This is a genomic window from Nocardia sp. XZ_19_231, from assembly GCF_015355705.1.
Classification (GTDB): Bacteria; Actinomycetota; Actinomycetes; order Mycobacteriales; family Mycobacteriaceae; genus Nocardia; species Nocardia salmonicida.
The window spans coordinates 532,963-549,309 of record NZ_JACUZI010000001.1 but is presented as its reverse complement, the minus strand read 5'-3'; the positions used below and the strand labels follow the sequence as shown (position 1 = coordinate 549,309).

The following is a 16,347-nucleotide window of genomic DNA, read 5'->3' as shown; positions in this document are numbered from 1 at the left end:
GGGTGGATGCGCAGGTCGCAGCGCCCCGGTCAGCGCGGGGAAATCTCGCCGTGAACCGCGTTTCGCCGGCCCGAACTTACGGAATCCTTATCGATCGCCACTGATTCGGGCGCGAGGGGGCTCTCCGTCGACGGCAATCTCGAGGCGAACGCCGATGTGACCATCGACGGCACCCCGGTGAAGGATGCCTTCGTCGACTTCGTCGCCGAGGACGATTCCTGGAAGGTCTCGCACGTGTTCGCGTGCAACATCGTGAAGTCGGCCCAGCTCGACTCCGCGGCCTGCCAGGCCTGAGAACCGGTCCGAATATCGTTTCGAACATCGGTCCGAATATCAAGAAAACCGCTGGGCGACTATGTCGCCCAGCGGTTTTCAGTTGATCAGTTGATCAGCCGATCAGTCGGATCAGACGATCAGACGGCGACGACCGTCGGCACGATCATCGGACGACGACGGTAGACGTCGGCGACCCAGCGGCCCACCACCCGGCGCACGCCCTGGGCGATGCGATGGGTGTCGGTGATGCCTTCACCGGCCAGGCGCAGCAGCTCCGCCTCGACCAGTTCGTTCGCGCCGTCGAGCGCGGTCCGGTCATCGGAGAAGCCGCGCCCGTTGAGCTCGGGCGTGCTGACCGCTTTTCCGGTGGTCGAGTCGATGACGATGGTGATCGAGATGAAACCTCCCTCGCCGAGGACCAGACGGTCCGACAGGGTGGACTCGCCGACGTCACCGACCGAGAGGCCGTCGACGTAGACGTGCCCGACCGGCACGCGGCCGACGATGGAGGCGATGCCGTCGACCAGGTCGACCACCACGCCGTCCTCGGCCAGCATGACCCGCTCCTCGGGCACACCGGTCGCCACGGCCAGTGCGGCGTTGGCGCGCAGGTGGCGCCATTCGCCGTGCACGGGCATGGCGTTGGTGGGGCGCACCGCGTTGTACAGGTACAGCAGCTCACCGGCGGAGGCGTGCCCGGAGACGTGCACCTTCGCGTTCTGCTGGGTGATCACGGTCGCGCCGAGCCGGGCCAGGCCGTTGACCACGGCGAACACCGAGTTCTCGTTACCGGGAATCAGCGAGGACGCCAGCACCACCAGGTCGTCGGCACGGATGTTGATCTGCCGGTGCTCGCCACGCGCCATCCGCGACAGCGCCGACAGCGGCTCGCCCTGCGAACCGGTGGAGATCAGCACCAGGCGGTTGCCGGGCAGGTTCGCGGCCTGGTCAAGGGTGACCACGACATTGTCGGGCACCGTCAGGTAGCCCAGGTCTTGCGCGATCTCCATGTTGCGCACCATCGAACGCCCGACGAAGCAGACCTTGCGGTTGTACTTCTGCGCGACGTCGACGACCTGCTGGATGCGGTGCACGTGGCTGGCGAACGAGGCCACGATGACGCGGTTGGTGGCCTTGCCGATGACATTGTCGAGCACGCCACCGATCTCGCGCTCGGGGGTGACGAAGCCGGGGACCTCGGCGTTGGTGGAGTCGACCAGGAACAGGTCGACGCCCTCGTCGCCCAGGCGCGAGAAGCCGGCCAGGTCGGTGAGGCGCCCATCCAGGGGCAGCTGGTCGAGCTTGATGTCACCGGTGTGCAGCACCACGCCCGCGCCGGTGCGGATCGCGACCGCCAGTGCGTCGGGGATCGAGTGGTTGACCGCGAAGTATTCGATCTCGAACGGGCCGTGCACGGTGGTCTCACCCTCGGCGACCTCGCGCAGCTTGGGCTGCAAGCGGTGCTCGCGAGCCTTCGCCGCCACCAGGGCGAGGGTGAACCTGGCGCCGATCACCGGGATGTCCTGGCGCAGACGCAGCAGGAACGGCACGGCACCGATGTGGTCCTCGTGGCCGTGGGTGAGCACGATGGCCTCGACGTCGGCCATCCGGTCCTCGATGGGCCCGAAGTCCGGCAGGATCAGGTCGACGCCGGGCTGCTGGTCCTCGGGGAACAGCACACCGCAGTCGACGATCAGCAGCTTGCCGCCGTATTCGAACACGGTCATGTTGCGGCCGATTTCGCCGATACCGCCCAGTGCGAACAGGCGAAGACCGTTCTTCGCCAGCTTCGGCGGCGGGCCAAGCTTGTCGTGGGCGGCCTTCTCGCGCGGCTCGGCGACCGGTGCCGCACCGCGACCGCGACCGCCGCCTTGCCTCCCACGACCGGCGCCGCGGGACTGCTCGGCGGGCTTGCTCTTGGCTTCGGCCTGCTTGCCCTTGGCTTCGGTGGCCGGCTTCGTCCTGGCACGGCGCGGCGCGGTCTTCTTCGCGGTGACGCCTTCCTCGGCGACGCCGCGCAGGTCGGTGCCCGCTTCGGCGGAACCCGCCAGGTTCGCCTCGGCGGCGACCTCGGCGATCGGTTCGGCGATAGCCGGAGCTTTCCTTGCGGGGGCTTCCTCGGTCGGAACCACCTTCTTCACCGCGGCCTGCGGACTCTCCACAGGTATCAGCTCGGGCGCACCGGCGGCGCGCGATGCCGAACGGCGACGGGGCTTACGGGCTACGGGTTCGGTCATGCCGACACCCCCGCTGCCTGCAGGTCGAGCATCAGTTCCTCCAGTTGTGCCTGCGTCGGCATCAGCTGGGGCAAACGGGGCTCACCTACGTCGATGCCGAGCAATCGGAGTCCTCCCTTACACATCGCCACACCTCCCAGGCGGGTCATGGCCGCGTACAGCGGCAGTAGTGTCGCGTTGATCTCTCGCGCCCTGGCCACGTCACCGGTCGTGTAGGCCTGGTGGATCTCGCGCAGTCGTTCCGGCACGAGGTGGCCGATGACGCTGATGAATCCGATCGCACCGACCGAGAGCCAGGGCAGATTCAGTCCATCGTCACCGGAGTAGAAATCCAGATCGGTGGTCGCGATGAGATCGGCTCCGGAGACGAGATCGCCTTTGGCATCCTTCACCGCGACGATGTTGGGATGCTCGGCAAGGCGCCGGATCGTGTCGATGGCGATAGGCACCACCGACCTCGGTGGAATGTCGTAGAGGGTGATCGGCAGCGCGGTAGCGTCGGCGACCGCGGTGAAGTGCGCGATCAGCCCCTCCTGCGTGGGCCGCGAGTAATACGGCGTCACGACGAGCAGACCGTCCGCACCCGCGTTCTCGGCGGTACGCGCCAGTTCGATCGAATGCGCGGTGTCGTAGGTACCCGCCCCGGCGACCACGGTGGCCCGGTCGCCGACGCCGTCGACGACGGCCCGCAGCAGGTCCGCCTTCTCGGTTTCGGTGGTGGTCGGCGACTCGCCGGTGGTACCCGAGATGATCAGCAGGTCGACCCCACGGTCGACCAGGTGTGCCGCCAGTGCGACACCGGCATCGACGTCGAGCTTGCCCGCAGCGCTGAAGGGGGTCACCATCGCGACACCTACCGTGCCGGACGCGTGCAGCTCCGTTGGCGTCGATTCACCGTTCGTCATGGTCAGAAAGGCTACCCGGTCGCCGGATGTGCCTCGACACCCTAGCGGCCGAAGCGGCGGCCGCTGGGCGCTTTCCACCTTGCGTGATGTCATTTATGACGTCACACTGATGTCATGGATCTGAATGCTCATACCGCGCGGTTGCGCGAGGAACTGATCGCCGCCGCCGCGCTCGGCGACGAGAAAACGCAGGCCACCGCCGCCGCCCTCGCCGCCGCGGTGGAGAGTTCGAGTCGGCTGGTACTGCTCTCGGCGCTGTCGGAACTGGCCGCCGAGATCAGCACCGAGCTCGGTGACCGCACCGTGCACGTCCGTCTGGAGGGCACCGAGGCGAAGGCCGACGTGCGCAAGAACACCCCGTCGGGGGCGGAGGAGCCCCAGACCTTCGAGGAGATGACCGGTGACATCAGCCGGGTGACCCTGCGACTGGTCGAACAGCTCAAGTCGCGCGCGGAGGAAGCGGCCCAGCAGAACGGTCAGTCGCTGAACTCCTGGCTCTCCGGTGCCGTCAGCGGCGCGTTGAAGGACCAGATGCGCGGATACGGCGGCAAGGCCTGGTAGGCGCGGTCGCCATCACAGCAGCGGGGCGAGATCGCCGCGTTCGCCGATAACGACTTCGTCGAGTTCGAGCCAGTCGGCCATTTCCCGCAGCGCCCCGCGCAACGCCTGGGCGGTCTCGGCGGTGGCGTAGCCGGGCTCGGCGAACGCGGCGGGGGCGAGCAGTCGGCCGGTGGCGCGTTCGGCGCGCAGATCCACCCGGCCGACGAGCTTGCCGTCGACGAGCAGCGGGAAGACGTAATAGCCGTGCACCCGTTTGGGTTCGGGGGTGTAGATCTCGATCCGGTAGTGGAAGTCGAAGACCCGCTGGGTGCGCGGGCGGAAGAAGATCAGCGGATCGAACGGGCACAGCAGTGCGGTGCCGGTGATCCGGCGCGGGGTGGCGGCCTCCGGGTGCAGGTAGGCGGGCGCGTCCCAGCCGTCGACGTCGACCGGCACCAGTTCGCCCGCGTCGACCAGGTCGGCGATCGCCGGGGCGCTCTGGCGACGGGCAAGGCGGTAGTAGTCACGCAGGTCGGCCTCGGTGCCGATACCGAGGGCGCGGCCGGCGCGGCGGATCAGCTCGCGCACGGCGTCTTCCTCGCCGATCTCGCGGCCGAGCACGTCGGCCGGGACGACTCGTTCGGTGAGGTCGTAGTGCCGGGTGAAGCCGACTCGACGCGCGGTGGAGAGCTCACCCGCGGCGAAGAGCTGCTCGCAGATCATCTTGGTGTCGCTCAGGTTCCACCAGGTCCCTTTCGGGCGCGGCTTGTCCAGTTCCAGATGGCGTTCGATCTCCCCCGCGCTCGCCGCGCCGACCTCGGTCACGACATCGAGAATGTCCTTGCCCAGTGTCGGATTGCGTTCGACGACCTTGCGCATCCCCGACCAGCGCCCGTGCCGGTACTCCGCCATCCGCCAGCGCATCAACGGCCAGTCGGCGACCGGGATCAGCGCGGCCTCGTGCGCCCAGTACTCCACCAGTCCCCGCCGAGCCTTCGCGCTGTCGCTCCAGGCGGCGCCGTCGAGCAGGCTGCGATCGTAGGGGCCGATCCGGCTGAACACCGGCGCGTAATGCGCGCGCACCACCGCCGATACCGAATCTATTTGCAGCAGACGGGTTCTGGCGACCACATCGAGTATCGCCCGCCGCTTCGGGTTGGTCGGCTTTCGCTTGCCGAAGCCCTGCGCGGCCAGCGCCGTTCGACGGGCCTGCGCCGCATTCATCCGCTGCATTCCCTCAGCCTGGCACAGGGGTCCGACAGGTTTTCGGCGCTCAGGTGGAGACCCGAACCTCGCCCGCGGTGTCGATCTCGGTCCGTCGATCTCCGCCCGGCGCGGCAGCCAACACAGTCGCCACCCAGCGTCGACCGACCGGGAGGACTCGTACGGTCACCGAGCCCGCTCCCGCCATGTCGAGTTCGTCGACCGCGGCCTCGATCACGTTGTGGCGCACCCACTCCGGCACGCCGAGGAAGCCGCCGTCGTCGAGCAGGGTGACCTCGACCCCGCGCGATCGGGCCGCGCGCGCCGCGGCGCTGAGCCGGTCGGTGACCAGTTGCGGCGCCCGAAGACCGTCGCGCAGTTCGGCTTCGAGCAGCCTGCACTGTTCGCGTTCGGTGTCGGTCAGCTCGATCCCCGCGGCGATGCGGGCGAGCAGCGGCCCGGCCACCCGGTCGAGCGCCCCCAGCTGACGATCCCGCTCGGCGTTGGCCGCGGCCAACGCCGCCTCGGTCGCCGCCCGGCGATTGGCCTCGCTGCGCAGTTCCCGCAGCGAACGCTGGGTGGGCCGCACGATCGACATGAATACCGTCACCGCGCCGACCGTGGCCACCGGCGTCAGCGCACGCACCACGGTTTCGGGATGCCAACTGGTGAACACGCCCATCGTCACCAGCACCGTCGCGGCGGCCGCCACCCCCACCCAGGCCGACAGTATCCGCCCGCGCAGCACCAGCATCGCCAGCAGATACGACGTCGGGTAGGCGGTCCACATCTGGTGGGCGAACCCCGAGGAGCTCTCGAGCCATGGCACGGTCAGCGCCATCGCCGCGGGCCCCGCGGACGCCACGAAGATCGTGACCGGCCACGGCAGCGGATCCACCGGGAACACCAGCACCACCAGCGCCGCCACGGTCATCAGCACCAGCGCGGCGAATGCGGCCGCGGGCGGCGCGATATCGAAATTCACCCGCAGATACATCACGATGGTGGCTTCGAAGATCACCACGAACAGCCATGCCGTGCCGTCGCTGAGGCCGAACAGGTCGCGCATCGCGAACGGCAGATCACGCTCGACCATCAACTCCCCCACACCAGAGTCACCACGGTTCCCGCGCCGGGCGCCGATTCCACGAAGGCCGCGCCGCCGGCGAGCGCGCGCATCCGGCCCAGAATGCTGCCTGCGATCCCCATCCGGTCGGCCGACACCCGCGCCGGGTCGAACCCGGCGCCGTCATCGGAGAGCACCACCCGGATGCCCCCGGTCGCGATGGTCACCGATACACCGCGCCGCACCGTCCGACCCGCGACGTCGGCATGGCGCACGCTGTTGCGCACCGCCTCCGAGAGCGCGGCCCCGAGCACCTGCGCGGCCTCGATCGGCAGGCACAGATCCGCCGCGCGTCGCGAGGACACCTGCACCGGCAACTCGGACTCCGCCTCGCGCACCGCCTCGCGCAGGAATTCGATCGTCGCGGCGGCGTCGAGGTGGTCGATCTCGGGCGCGGTCCGCGACAGCTCGAGCTGTTCGAGGGTGCGCGCGGCCTGATTGCGCAGCACCGACGAGGACTCCTGCGCCCGCGAGGCTTCCAGCAGCGTCGAGAGCACCGCGTCGTGGATGAGCGCCGCGAAGCGCGCGCCCTCGCGTTCCCTGGCCGACGTCGCCGCGACCGCCGCCGCTCGGCTGCGCTGACGGACCGCTTCCCGGTCGACGCGTTCGGCGGCGGCGCGCGCGTACACCACGCACCACAGGAACAGCGCCGCCACACCGAGTCCCCTGGTGATGTCGCCGAACAGCGCCCACATCGAACTGCCGGGCACGACAAGGGCATTGGACACACTGGTCGCCACCGCGAGCAGGGCGCCGAATGCGGCCGCACCGCGCCGGGGCCACGCCAGCCCCGCGGCCATCACGCCCACCGCCAACCCGCGGTAGGGCCAGGACGCGAACGAACCGATGTGCACCACCGAATACACCAGCGGCGTCGCCAAGGTCGCCGCGAGATAACACACCGCGGCCACAGCGGCGGTGCGCCGGATCGCCTCGGCGGGGCCGCGCGTGGACACCAGCGCCAGCACCCCGAACATCACATACGCGGCCACCAGATGCAGTTCCGGCCAGATCGACTGGTTGATCGGCTGAACCAGCACCGCGGGCAGTTCCAGCACCATCACGATCGTGGCGCCGGTTCCGATCACCAGCCCGAGTCTGCGCAGGATCTGTTCGGTCGCCGCCCGCGAGAATTCGACGTCGCCGACCGGTGCGGGCGCCGTCGCGACCGCGAGGTCACTCACGTGCGCTGCTGCCTTTCCGGCACGGGCAACCACCCGTCTTCGACGGCCCGTTTGTAGAGATCGGTCTTGGTCGGGGCGGGGCGGCCCGCGTCGGAGTATTTCTGCCGGATGCGGCCGAGGTAGTCGTTGACGGTCTGTTCCGACAGACCGGTCAGCCGAGCCACCCGCGAGGCCTTCTCCCCCGAGGCGTACAGCATCAACACTTCCTCCTGACGCGGGCTGAGCCCGACGTCGGAGAGCTGGGGATCGCCGTCGATGGCGGCGGCCCAGTCGGTGGTCACCACCTGCTCACCCGACGCGGCCCGGCGCACCGCCGCGACCACCGTCGCCACACTCTCCGACTTGCGCAGCACGCCGAGCACACCGGCCTTGGCGGCGGAGCGGACCAGAAAGGCGTTGTCGGCGCCGGTGAACACCAGCACCTCGATGCCGCGTTCACGTAGCGCGGTCACATTGTCCTCGGGCGTCGACCCGTCGGGCAGGCGCAGGTCGAGGACGACGAGATCGAGATCGGCGGTCTCGGCGAGCAGCCCGGCGACGGATTCCGCCACCGCCACCAGTTCCAGATCGGGTTCGGGGCCGAGCATGGCCGCCAATCCGATCGCCACGGACTCGTGGTCCTCCACCAGCCCGACCCGTCGCACCGTGCGCGTTTGCTCCAACTCGCTCACCGACCACTCCCCATCTGAAGAACACCCACCGCGGCCAACCCGCAACACGTCGGTCTCGAGTTCTACCGCATCCCTAGGCGCGTGTCAGCCCACCAATATTCGGGGCGGGCCCACTCCGGCGGACCAGCTACTGCATCAGGCCTGCGGCGATGGTCGCGCCGAGTTCCCAGCATTTCTCCAGATCGGCCTTGCTCGGCGGTCCCGAGACGACCACCGCGTCGGCGGCGCGCTGCCAGCCGAGGCCCGTGGTGATTCGCTCCACGCTGCTCTCTGCCCCCTCGGTGCCCTCGTTGCCGTGCAGATAGAGCCCGTAGGGACGCCCCCGCGTGGAGTCCAGGCAGGGGTAGTAGATCGTGTCGAAGGCATGTTTGAGCGCACCGCTCATGTACCCGAGGTTGGCCGGGGTGCCGAGCAGGTAGCCGTCGGCTTCGAGCACATCGACAGCGGTCACCGCCAGCGCGGCCCGGCGCACCACCTCGACCCCCTCGATCTCCGGGTCGCTCGCTCCGGCGAGGACCGCTTCGAACATCGCTTGGGTGTGCGGGGACGGGGTGTGGTGGATGATCAGCAACCGGGCCATGCTCGCTACTCTCCTGGGTCGCGTTCCAGTTTTTCCAGTGCCACCGCGCGGCGCATGGTGTCGCGGGCGCGGCCGCGGTCGCCGGCGTAGTCGTAGGCGCGGGCCAGCCGATAGGAGGAGCGCCAGTTGTCCGGGTCGGCTTCCCATTCGGTCTTGATCTGCGCGAACAGGGCGTCGGCCGCGTCGCGTTCGATCCGGCCCGAGGGTCGGCGCGGCAGCTCCGAGGTGTCGACCTCGAGGCCCTCCTCGTGGATACGCCGGGCCAGCCGTTGATGCGCGAAGGCCGCGCTCAAGGTCGCCCACAGGATCCAGATACCGACAACGGGCAGCAGCAGCATGCCGATGCCGATCGCGATACCCGCGAACCCGCCGTCGGCGATGTAGGCGATGGCGAGACCACCGAGCCGGACGAAGTAGAACAGCAGCGCGACAACCAGAAATGCCACGACCGCAACGATTTTCAGAACCTGCCGATCAGGTCGCTGGTCGGCGGAGGCGCTCACAGATCCAGGAACGGGTCGAGCCCGACGGTCAGGCCCGGCCGCCCGGCGATCTCGCGCACCCCGAGCAGCACGCCCGGCGCGAACGAGGACCGGTCGATGGAGTCGTGGCGGATGGTCAGGGTCTCGCCCTGGGTGCCGAACAGCACCTCCTGATGCGCGACCAGCCCGGCCAGCCGCACCGAATGAACCCGCACACCGTCCACGTCGGCACCGCGAGCGCCCTCGAGTTCGGTGGTGGTGGCGTCGGGGCTGATCCCGACCCCGGCCTCGGCGCGGGCCGCGGCGATCACCGCGGCGGTGCGATAGGCGGTGCCGGAGGGGGCGTCGGCCTTGTTCGGGTGGTGCAGCTCGATGACCTCGACCGAGTCGAAGAACCGTGCCGCCTGCTCGGCGAAGCGCATCGACAGCACGGCGCCGATGGCGAAGTTCGGCGCGATCAGCACCCCCACCTCGGGCCGCTGTGCCAGGTGCCCGCGCACCTCGGCGAGGCGAGCCTCGTCGAAGCCGGTGGTACCGACGACCGAGTGGATGCCGTTCGCGATCAGGAATCTCAGGTTGCCCATCACCACATCGGGGTGGGTGAAATCGACGACCACCTGGGTGCCGTTCTCGGTGAACGTCTCGAGCGCGTCACCCTTGTCGACCTGCGCCACCAGCTCCAGATCGGGCGCCGCCTCCACCGCCGCGCAGATCGCCTGCCCGACCTTGCCGCGTGCTCCGAGCACTCCGACCCGAATGGTCACCGCATCTCCTCGTCCTCGACTCAGCTTGCTCGGGCAAGCCTATCGAGCAGCCGACGGGGCCGCGGCGCCGACCTCACGCCATCGAGCCGGGCGAGGCGTCAGTCGAAGACGATGACCTGCCGTAGCGCCGCGCCCGCCGCGAGATCGTCCATCGCCTTGTTCACCTGGTCGAGTCCGATGCGGGAAGAGACGAGCCGCTCCAACGGCAGCTTGCCCGCGCGCCACATCCGCACATATTCGGGAATATCGCGGGCGGGAACCGCGGAACCGAGGTAACTGCCGATGATCGTGCGGCCCTGCGCGACCAGCGCCAGCGGCGAGATCGTGGCGGTGGCCGTGGGGGCGGGCAGGCCGACCGTCACGGTGACGCCACCGGGTGCCGTTGCGGCGACGGCGGTTTCGAACGCGCGAACATTGCCCGCCGCTTCGACCACGACCTCGGCCAGTACCCCTTGCTCGGCGACTTCGCCCGGCGTGCAGGCCACCGTCGCCCCGAATTCGCGTGCCAGCGCCAGCTTTTCGGGAACGGTATCGACGGCGATCACCTCACCGAGCCCGAGCGAGACCGCGACGAGCACGGCCGCCATCCCCACGCCACCGAGGCCGACCACCATGATCCGTTCTCCCGCACCGGGTTTCGCGGCATTGAGCAGCGCGCCACCGCCGGTGAGCACCGCACAACCCAGCACCGCCGCCAGCTCGGGCGGCACGTCGTCGTCGACGGGCACCACCGAACGCCGGTCCACCACCGCGTGCGTGGCGAAGCCGGAGACGCCGAGGTGGTGCTGCACCTGCTCGCCGTCGCGGGTGAGCCGTCGCCCGCCGCCGAGCAGTTCGCCCGCGTTGTTGGCCACACTGCCCGGCCCACACGGCGTGCGCCCGTTGCTCGCGCAGCCGGCACAGTCACCGCAGCGCGGCAGGAACGTCATCACGACCCGCTGCCCGAGCGTCACATCGACGACACCGGCGCCCACCGATTCGACGATGCCCGCGGCTTCGTGGCCGAGCAGCATCGGCACCGGGCGCACCCGATTGCCGTCCACCACCGACAGATCCGAGTGGCACAGTCCGGCCGCTTCGATCCGCACCAGCAATTCACCCGGTCCCGGTTCGGCCAATTCCAGGTCGCACACGGTGATCGGTTGTGAATCGGCGAACGGCGCCGGGTCGGCGATCCGTTCCAGAACGGCTCCACGAATCTTCATGCTCGCGACGCTACCGCGAGAGCTCTTTACAGGTTCCGGGATCTGTCGCTAACCTCGATCTCGGTGATGGTGCTCCTGTCGGCCGCCTCGTACCGTGCCCAGGGTCGGCGCCATCACGAACAAGGAGAAATCCCCTGTCAGTGCAGTTCAATCACACCATTGTCGGATGTCGCGATAATCGGGAAACCGCCGAGTTCTGGGCGGACATCCTCGGGTTGGACATAGGAAAAGAGTGGGGGCCGTTCATTCCGATCGCCCTCGATCACGGAGCGGCCTTCGATTTCGCCAAGGTTCCGCCCTTCGTTTCCGAGATCCAGCCACAGCACTACGCGTTCCTGGTCTCGGAGACCGAGTTCGATGCGGCCTACGCCAAGATCCAGCGCTACAAACTGGACCATTGGGCCGACCCCCAGCAACACGGGGTCAACGAGATCAATCACAACGACGGCGGTCGTGGCGTCTACTTCCTCGACCCCAACGGCCACTTCCTGGAACTGATCACCGTTCCGTACGGCGGTTGGCCCGAGTAGAACACGCAGGCCGGTCCCGATTCCGTCGGGACCGGCCTGTTCTACACCGGTTTCGCGGCTGCCCGGATCCCGCGCAGACCCAACAGTGCGGCACCGACACAGGCCACCGAAACGATCACGATGAACCACGGGAACACTGTCGCGATCCCCCACGTCGTCGCTGCCCAGCCCGCCGCCAACGTCGGCAACGCCATCGCCGAGTAGGCCAGCAGGTAGAACGCCGACATCGTCTCGCCACGGCGATGCGGCGGAACGACTTCGGACAGATGGCGCAGCGACCCACCGAACCCGAGTCCGAAGGTGGCGCCGAGCACCAGCCCCGCGAGTACCACCACCGCAGGCTGTTTCGTGGCCAGCGCCGGAATGGTGGCGAGCAGCGCCGCCGCCATGCCGAGGTCACCGATCACCGCGGCGCGGCGGGCCGGAACGCGGGTGGCGAACAGCTGGACCAAGGCGGCGACCAGCGCGGTGCCCGCGACGACAACGCCGCCGAAGACCAGGTTGTGCATGCCGGTCTCGGCCGCGGCCAGCGACGGATACAGCGACAGCAGCACGCCGAGCACCGACCAGGCGGCCATCACGCCGATCGCGGAGAACCAGAAATCAGCCCTGATCTCTTGCGGCACAGAGGGTTTCGCGATGGTGATGCGCGCCTTCACTCTGGCAGTATGCGGTTCGCGAAGGGCGAGGATGCCCGCTCCCGCGGCCAGACACACCACCGCGATCACCACATACGGCGTACGCAGCGGCGACGGCGCGTATTGCGCGAGGACCGCGGTGCCGAGGACCGCGATCGCGATGCCGACATTGAACGCCACACCGGTGAGCTGCCCGGATCGCGCACCTCGTTCGGGCCGTAGATCCAGCAGCGCCGCAGCGCCCGCGACAACGGTAGCCCCGACGGCCGCGCCGTGTAATGCCCTGGCCAGCAACAACATCGGCACCGAATCGGCGAGCAGGAACACGACCAGCCCGAGAATCATGGTGACGAAGGCGCCGATCATCACCGGCTTGCGGCCGACCACGTCGGAGATCCGGCCGGAGACCAGCACCGCGCCGAGCGCCGCGAAGGCGTACACGGCGAACACCATGGTCGTGGTCAGCGACGACAGATGCCATTCGGTCTCATAGATACCGTAGAGCGGAGCGGGCGCCCCGGAAACACCGAGTGCCACCGCGCTCGCGGCCAGGACGAGCCCGTACGCCCAGCGCTGCCCGGCCTCGACCGGAGCCATCGTTGTCGCTGCCACAGCAGCCCCCATCAGCAGAGTTTGATATCCATCGAACGAGCCTCACGCTACGCCGAGTATGATGATTATCAAACCCCCGAGCGAGGTGAATCATGACACAAGCTAAAGATCTTCCCCCGGCGCCGACCATACCCGTCGCCGCGCTCCCCACCGTCCTCGGCGCCCTGCACGACCCCGTTCGCCTGGAAATGGTCCGCCGTCTGAGCAACGCGGCCGCCCCGATCCGCTGCGCGGCCCTCTACGACGCGATCAACAAATCCACCGCGACCCACCACTTCAAGATCCTGCGCGAAGCGGGCCTGATCGAGCGCCTGACCATCGACGGCCAGACCTACCAGAACCTGCGCACCGAGGCCGTCGAGCACGCCGTCCCCGGCCTGCTCGGCTCGATCGTCGACGCCGCGAACCGCGCCGACACGCATTCGGCGTGAGCTAGCGCGGCGCGGTGGGCTCCGCGCTACTCGGTAGCGGCCTGATCGGTGTCTGCAGCAATCGGCTCGGGATCGTGGTCAGCGGGCGACGCGTAGTCGTCGGCGCTGTCGGCGCCACCACCCATTCGCGCCCGCGCACTTCTCCGTCGACGATCTCGCCGCCACCCCACCGCACCGCCAGACCTGCCCCGGCCAGCAGCACCAGCACGCCCAACGCCACCACCGCGAGCCCCCAGGTGTGGCGGAACGCGCGCCGGTCGAGCCAGACCGTGATCCCGGCCTCGATCAGCAGGGTGACGAGCACGACGCCGAGCACCGCGACCAGCGCACCGAACACCGCGGGCTGACGCGCCCACCCCCGCACGAACCCCGCGACGACAACCAACGGGATCACGAACATGCCGAGTACGACGATCTGGGTTGCGGCGAAGTCCACACCGTCATCGGGATCGGGATCATCCAGACCACGCCGCATCCACGCCGTGAACAGCAGCAGATGTCCGAAGGCGGCACCGAGGGCGCCGAGCACCAGCAGAACGCATCCCAACCGCACCAGCCCGGCGAATTCCGACCGCGTCACGATCGCACCCAGATCCACGATCAGTCCCGACACCGCCACCGCGGCGAGCGCCAGCAGCACTCGCGGTCGCCGCGCCACCCTGGCTCGCAGATAACCCGGTGGTAGTTGCTCGCGCACCTTGCGAAACACCCCGTACCAGGCGAGCGGCAGGGCCGCGAACAGCATCGGGGAGACCACCCGCAACACGATCGGTGGCGCCCACATCGCCACGGCCGCAAAGCAACCCGCGAAAGCCCAGACCCACGCCGCCAGTCGGAGCAGTGCCCGCCAGTGCATTTCGGCGAGTAGGCGTCGCGCCTCGGTATCGGTCGGCGCGTCGGCCAGGAGGCCGCGCAGGGTCGCGATGGCGGCCTTGCGGCCACCGTCGAAACCACCGATTTCGAATTCGGCTCGCGCCTGCATCCGCAGCAGGTCGACGTGCAGCGGGTCGATCGCCAGCCCGGCCGTGATGTGGCGCCGAACCCCGTCGCTGTCGACGAGCCGCTGGTAGGTCTCGGCCGCCGAACAGTGGACGAAGGCGTCGTCGGGTGCCAGCGCGACCGCGTCGACCACCGCCGCGCGCGACCGGTCCGGATCCTTGCGTGGGCCGTTGCTGTACAACCACGCCAGCAACAGCAGGGTTCCCGCGTCGTGTGGCCGCAGCCGGGCGGCGGTGTGGCCGTGTTCCAGCGCCAGGTCCCACTCCTCGCGCATCGGGTAGGCCATCGCCACCAGCTGGTGCGCCCGGGCGGAGTCGGGATCAGCGTGCAGCGCCTGTCCGGCGAAGCGCACGGTGTCGTCGTACTCGTCGAGGTCGTAGGCGATGTCCGCCAGTGCGACCAGCACGCGCGGGTCGTCGGGCGCGTCCGCCAGCGCCGTCCCGAGAATTCGCCGCGCCTCCTCGATCCGCCCGATCTCCTGGGCTACGCGAGCCCGCTCCAACGCCACCTGTACCGGCATGACCGATCCCCTCCCCCGAGCGTTCGGCTCCCCGAGCCGAATCGCTCAGCGCTCGACGAGCTTTCGCACCGAGGCGGGCAGGTCGCGGGTGCGCTGGTACGGCCCCGACACCGCCGCACCGTAGGGGCGGGCGAGCAGGGTGGCGGCGATGTCGCAGACTTCCTCGGTGGTCACGGCGTCGATGCGAGCCAGGGTGGCCGAGACGCTGCGGTGATTGCCGTAGCTGAGTTCGCTGCGGCCGATGCGGTTCATCCGCGATGCCGAGTCCTCGAGACCGAGCACCAGTCCGCCACGCAAAGAGCCCTTGGCCCTGGCGCATTCGGCGTCGGTGACACCGTTGGCCGCGATGTCGTCGAGCACATCGCGCGCCAATGTCGTCACCTGGCCGAGGTTTTCGGGCTGGCAGCCCAGCGAGACCGAGAACGAGCCGGTGTCGGCGAAGGTGTCCACGCTCGAGTACACCGAGTACGCCAGGCCGCGTTCTTCCCGGATGCGTTGGAACAGACGCGAACTCAGGCCACCGCCGACGATCGTGTTGAGGATCGACAGCGGCCAACGCTGCTGGCCTTCGTGCCTGCCGAATGCCCGCACGCCGAAGGCGAGGTGGGTCTGTTCACTGTCGCGATTGATCCTGATCAGTCCGGGGGCACCCTGGGCGCGGAACTTCCCCTCGCGACGCGGCGCGGGTTCGGCGGCGGTGTCGAGATGGGGCCCGAACGCGCGGTGCACCAGTTCCACGACGCGTTCGTGAGAGACGTTGCCCGCCACCGCGACCACCATGCGCTCGGGTCGGTAGCGACGCTGGTGGAAGCCGCGCAACTGTGCGGCCTGCATGTTCTCGATGGATTCGACGCTGCCGATCACCGGGCGACCGATGGGGTGGTCGCCGAACATGGCGGTGAGGAAGGAATCGGCCACCAGGTCTTCGGGATCGTCGTCGCGCATCGCGATCTCTTCCAGGACCACCTGGCGCTCCACGTCGACGTCGGCCGCGCGGCACAACCCGTTGAGCACCACGTCGGAGACCAGGTCGACCGCCAGCGGCAGGTCCTCGTCGATGACGTGGGCGTAGTAGCAGGTCTGTTCCTTGGCGGTGAACGCGTTGAGTTCGCCGCCGACCGCGTCCATGGACTGCGCGATGTCGAGGGCGGTGCGCGTCGGTGTCGCCTTGAACAGCAGGTGTTCGAGGAAGTGCGCGGCGCCTGCCACGGTGGGGCCTTCGTCGCGTGAACCGACGCCTACCCACACCCCGATGGAGGCCGAACGCACGCCCGGCACGTGTTCGGTGACCACTCGCAGGCCACCGGGCAGCACGGTGCGGCGCACCCCACCGTCGGTGGACACGGCGTCAGCGGATTCGGAACTCGACTCGGTCAACTTCGGCTCTGCCACCCGATCCTCGATAGCGGTGTCCTCATCTGGCTTGGTATCCGACTCGATGTGC

At 69.0% G+C, this 16,347-nt stretch carries 17 protein-coding genes; 4 read left to right on the top strand and 13 right to left on the bottom strand.

Translation table 11 applies throughout. The annotated features are described in order from the left end of the window. Positions 1 to 156 precede the first annotated feature (156 nt). Entirely contained in the window at positions 157 to 294 is a 138-nt protein-coding gene (locus IBJ82_RS02360) for a hypothetical protein (RefSeq protein ID WP_194824291.1), read from the top strand. Between the two features lie 119 nt (positions 295 to 413). Here IBJ82_RS02360 and IBJ82_RS02355 read toward each other — a convergent pair whose 3' ends face one another. Both IBJ82_RS02355 and dapA read right to left on the bottom strand, forming a co-directional pair. Then, positions 414 to 2,513 carry a ribonuclease J gene (locus tag IBJ82_RS02355; protein WP_228536396.1) on the bottom strand — a complete coding sequence of 700 codons (2,100 nt, stop codon included), beginning with the start codon at positions 2,511 to 2,513 and terminating at the stop codon, positions 414 to 416. Beyond that, a complete protein-coding gene (gene dapA / locus IBJ82_RS02350) occupies positions 2,510 to 3,418 on the bottom strand; it encodes a 4-hydroxy-tetrahydrodipicolinate synthase (protein WP_194824290.1) in 909 nt (302 codons plus the stop codon). Before dapA ends, IBJ82_RS02355 begins: the two co-directional genes overlap by 4 nt. Before the next feature lie 114 nt (positions 3,419 to 3,532). Between dapA and IBJ82_RS02345 the strand changes: the two genes are divergently transcribed. Further along, positions 3,533 to 3,979, top strand: coding sequence for a hypothetical protein (locus IBJ82_RS02345; RefSeq protein WP_194824289.1), 447 nt, complete (start codon positions 3,533 to 3,535; stop codon positions 3,977 to 3,979). A 12-nt stretch (positions 3,980 to 3,991) separates the two neighbouring features. Here IBJ82_RS02345 and IBJ82_RS02340 read toward each other — a convergent pair whose 3' ends face one another. From IBJ82_RS02340 to IBJ82_RS02305, 8 genes are all read right to left on the bottom strand, one after another. After that, complete coding sequence (locus tag IBJ82_RS02340; protein ID WP_194824288.1) at positions 3,992 to 5,191, bottom strand: winged helix-turn-helix domain-containing protein; 1,200 nt, start codon at positions 5,189 to 5,191, stop codon at positions 3,992 to 3,994. A gap of 40 nt (positions 5,192 to 5,231) precedes the next feature. Then, positions 5,232 to 6,257: a hypothetical protein gene (locus IBJ82_RS02335; RefSeq protein WP_194824287.1), complete on the bottom strand. Its 1,026-nt coding sequence runs from the start codon at positions 6,255 to 6,257 to the stop codon at positions 5,232 to 5,234. Further along, positions 6,257 to 7,471: a sensor histidine kinase gene (locus tag IBJ82_RS35255; RefSeq protein ID WP_370585112.1), complete on the bottom strand. Its 1,215-nt coding sequence runs from the start codon at positions 7,469 to 7,471 to the stop codon at positions 6,257 to 6,259. The genes IBJ82_RS02335 and IBJ82_RS35255 overlap by 1 nt, the downstream gene beginning before the upstream one ends. Then, positions 7,468 to 8,142 carry a response regulator transcription factor gene (locus IBJ82_RS02325; protein WP_194824285.1) on the bottom strand — a complete coding sequence of 225 codons (675 nt, stop codon included), beginning with the start codon at positions 8,140 to 8,142 and terminating at the stop codon, positions 7,468 to 7,470. Before IBJ82_RS02325 ends, IBJ82_RS35255 begins: the two co-directional genes overlap by 4 nt. A 127-nt stretch (positions 8,143 to 8,269) precedes the next feature. Next, positions 8,270 to 8,722 (bottom strand): flavodoxin family protein, encoded by a 453-nt coding sequence (locus IBJ82_RS02320; RefSeq protein ID WP_194824284.1) that lies wholly within the window; start codon positions 8,720 to 8,722, stop codon positions 8,270 to 8,272. A 5-nt stretch (positions 8,723 to 8,727) separates the two neighbouring features. After that, a complete protein-coding gene (locus IBJ82_RS02315) occupies positions 8,728 to 9,168 on the bottom strand; it encodes a hypothetical protein (protein WP_370585111.1) in 441 nt (146 codons plus the stop codon). A gap of 53 nt (positions 9,169 to 9,221) precedes the next feature. Beyond that, on the bottom strand, positions 9,222 to 9,968 hold the full coding sequence (gene dapB, locus IBJ82_RS02310; protein WP_194824282.1) for a 4-hydroxy-tetrahydrodipicolinate reductase: 747 nt from the start codon (positions 9,966 to 9,968) through the stop codon (positions 9,222 to 9,224). Between the two features lie 98 nt (positions 9,969 to 10,066). Then, positions 10,067 to 11,173, bottom strand: coding sequence for an alcohol dehydrogenase catalytic domain-containing protein (locus IBJ82_RS02305; RefSeq protein WP_194824281.1), 1,107 nt, complete (start codon positions 11,171 to 11,173; stop codon positions 10,067 to 10,069). Positions 11,174 to 11,307: 134 nt separating this feature from the next. Here IBJ82_RS02305 and IBJ82_RS02300 point away from each other — a divergent pair, with 134 nt between their 5' ends. Continuing rightward, complete coding sequence (locus IBJ82_RS02300) at positions 11,308 to 11,703, top strand: VOC family protein (RefSeq protein WP_194825126.1); 396 nt, start codon at positions 11,308 to 11,310, stop codon at positions 11,701 to 11,703. 41 nt (positions 11,704 to 11,744) lie between these two features. Here IBJ82_RS02300 and IBJ82_RS02295 read toward each other — a convergent pair whose 3' ends face one another. After that, positions 11,745 to 12,938 carry an MFS transporter gene (locus IBJ82_RS02295; protein ID WP_194825125.1) on the bottom strand — a complete coding sequence of 398 codons (1,194 nt, stop codon included), beginning with the start codon at positions 12,936 to 12,938 and terminating at the stop codon, positions 11,745 to 11,747. 107 nt (positions 12,939 to 13,045) lie between these two features. On the opposite strand from IBJ82_RS02295, the gene IBJ82_RS02290 reads away from it, so the two are divergent. After that, complete coding sequence (locus IBJ82_RS02290; RefSeq protein WP_194824280.1) at positions 13,046 to 13,384, top strand: helix-turn-helix transcriptional regulator; 339 nt, start codon at positions 13,046 to 13,048, stop codon at positions 13,382 to 13,384. Between the two features lies 1 nt (position 13,385). Here IBJ82_RS02290 and IBJ82_RS02285 read toward each other — a convergent pair whose 3' ends face one another. After that, positions 13,386 to 14,903, bottom strand: a complete 1,518-nt coding sequence (locus tag IBJ82_RS02285; RefSeq protein WP_194824279.1) for a lipopolysaccharide assembly protein LapB — start codon at positions 14,901 to 14,903, stop codon at positions 13,386 to 13,388. Between the two features lie 45 nt (positions 14,904 to 14,948). After that, entirely contained in the window at positions 14,949 to 16,280 is a 1,332-nt protein-coding gene (locus IBJ82_RS02280) for a pitrilysin family protein (RefSeq protein ID WP_194825124.1), read from the bottom strand. Positions 16,281 to 16,347 lie beyond the last annotated feature (67 nt).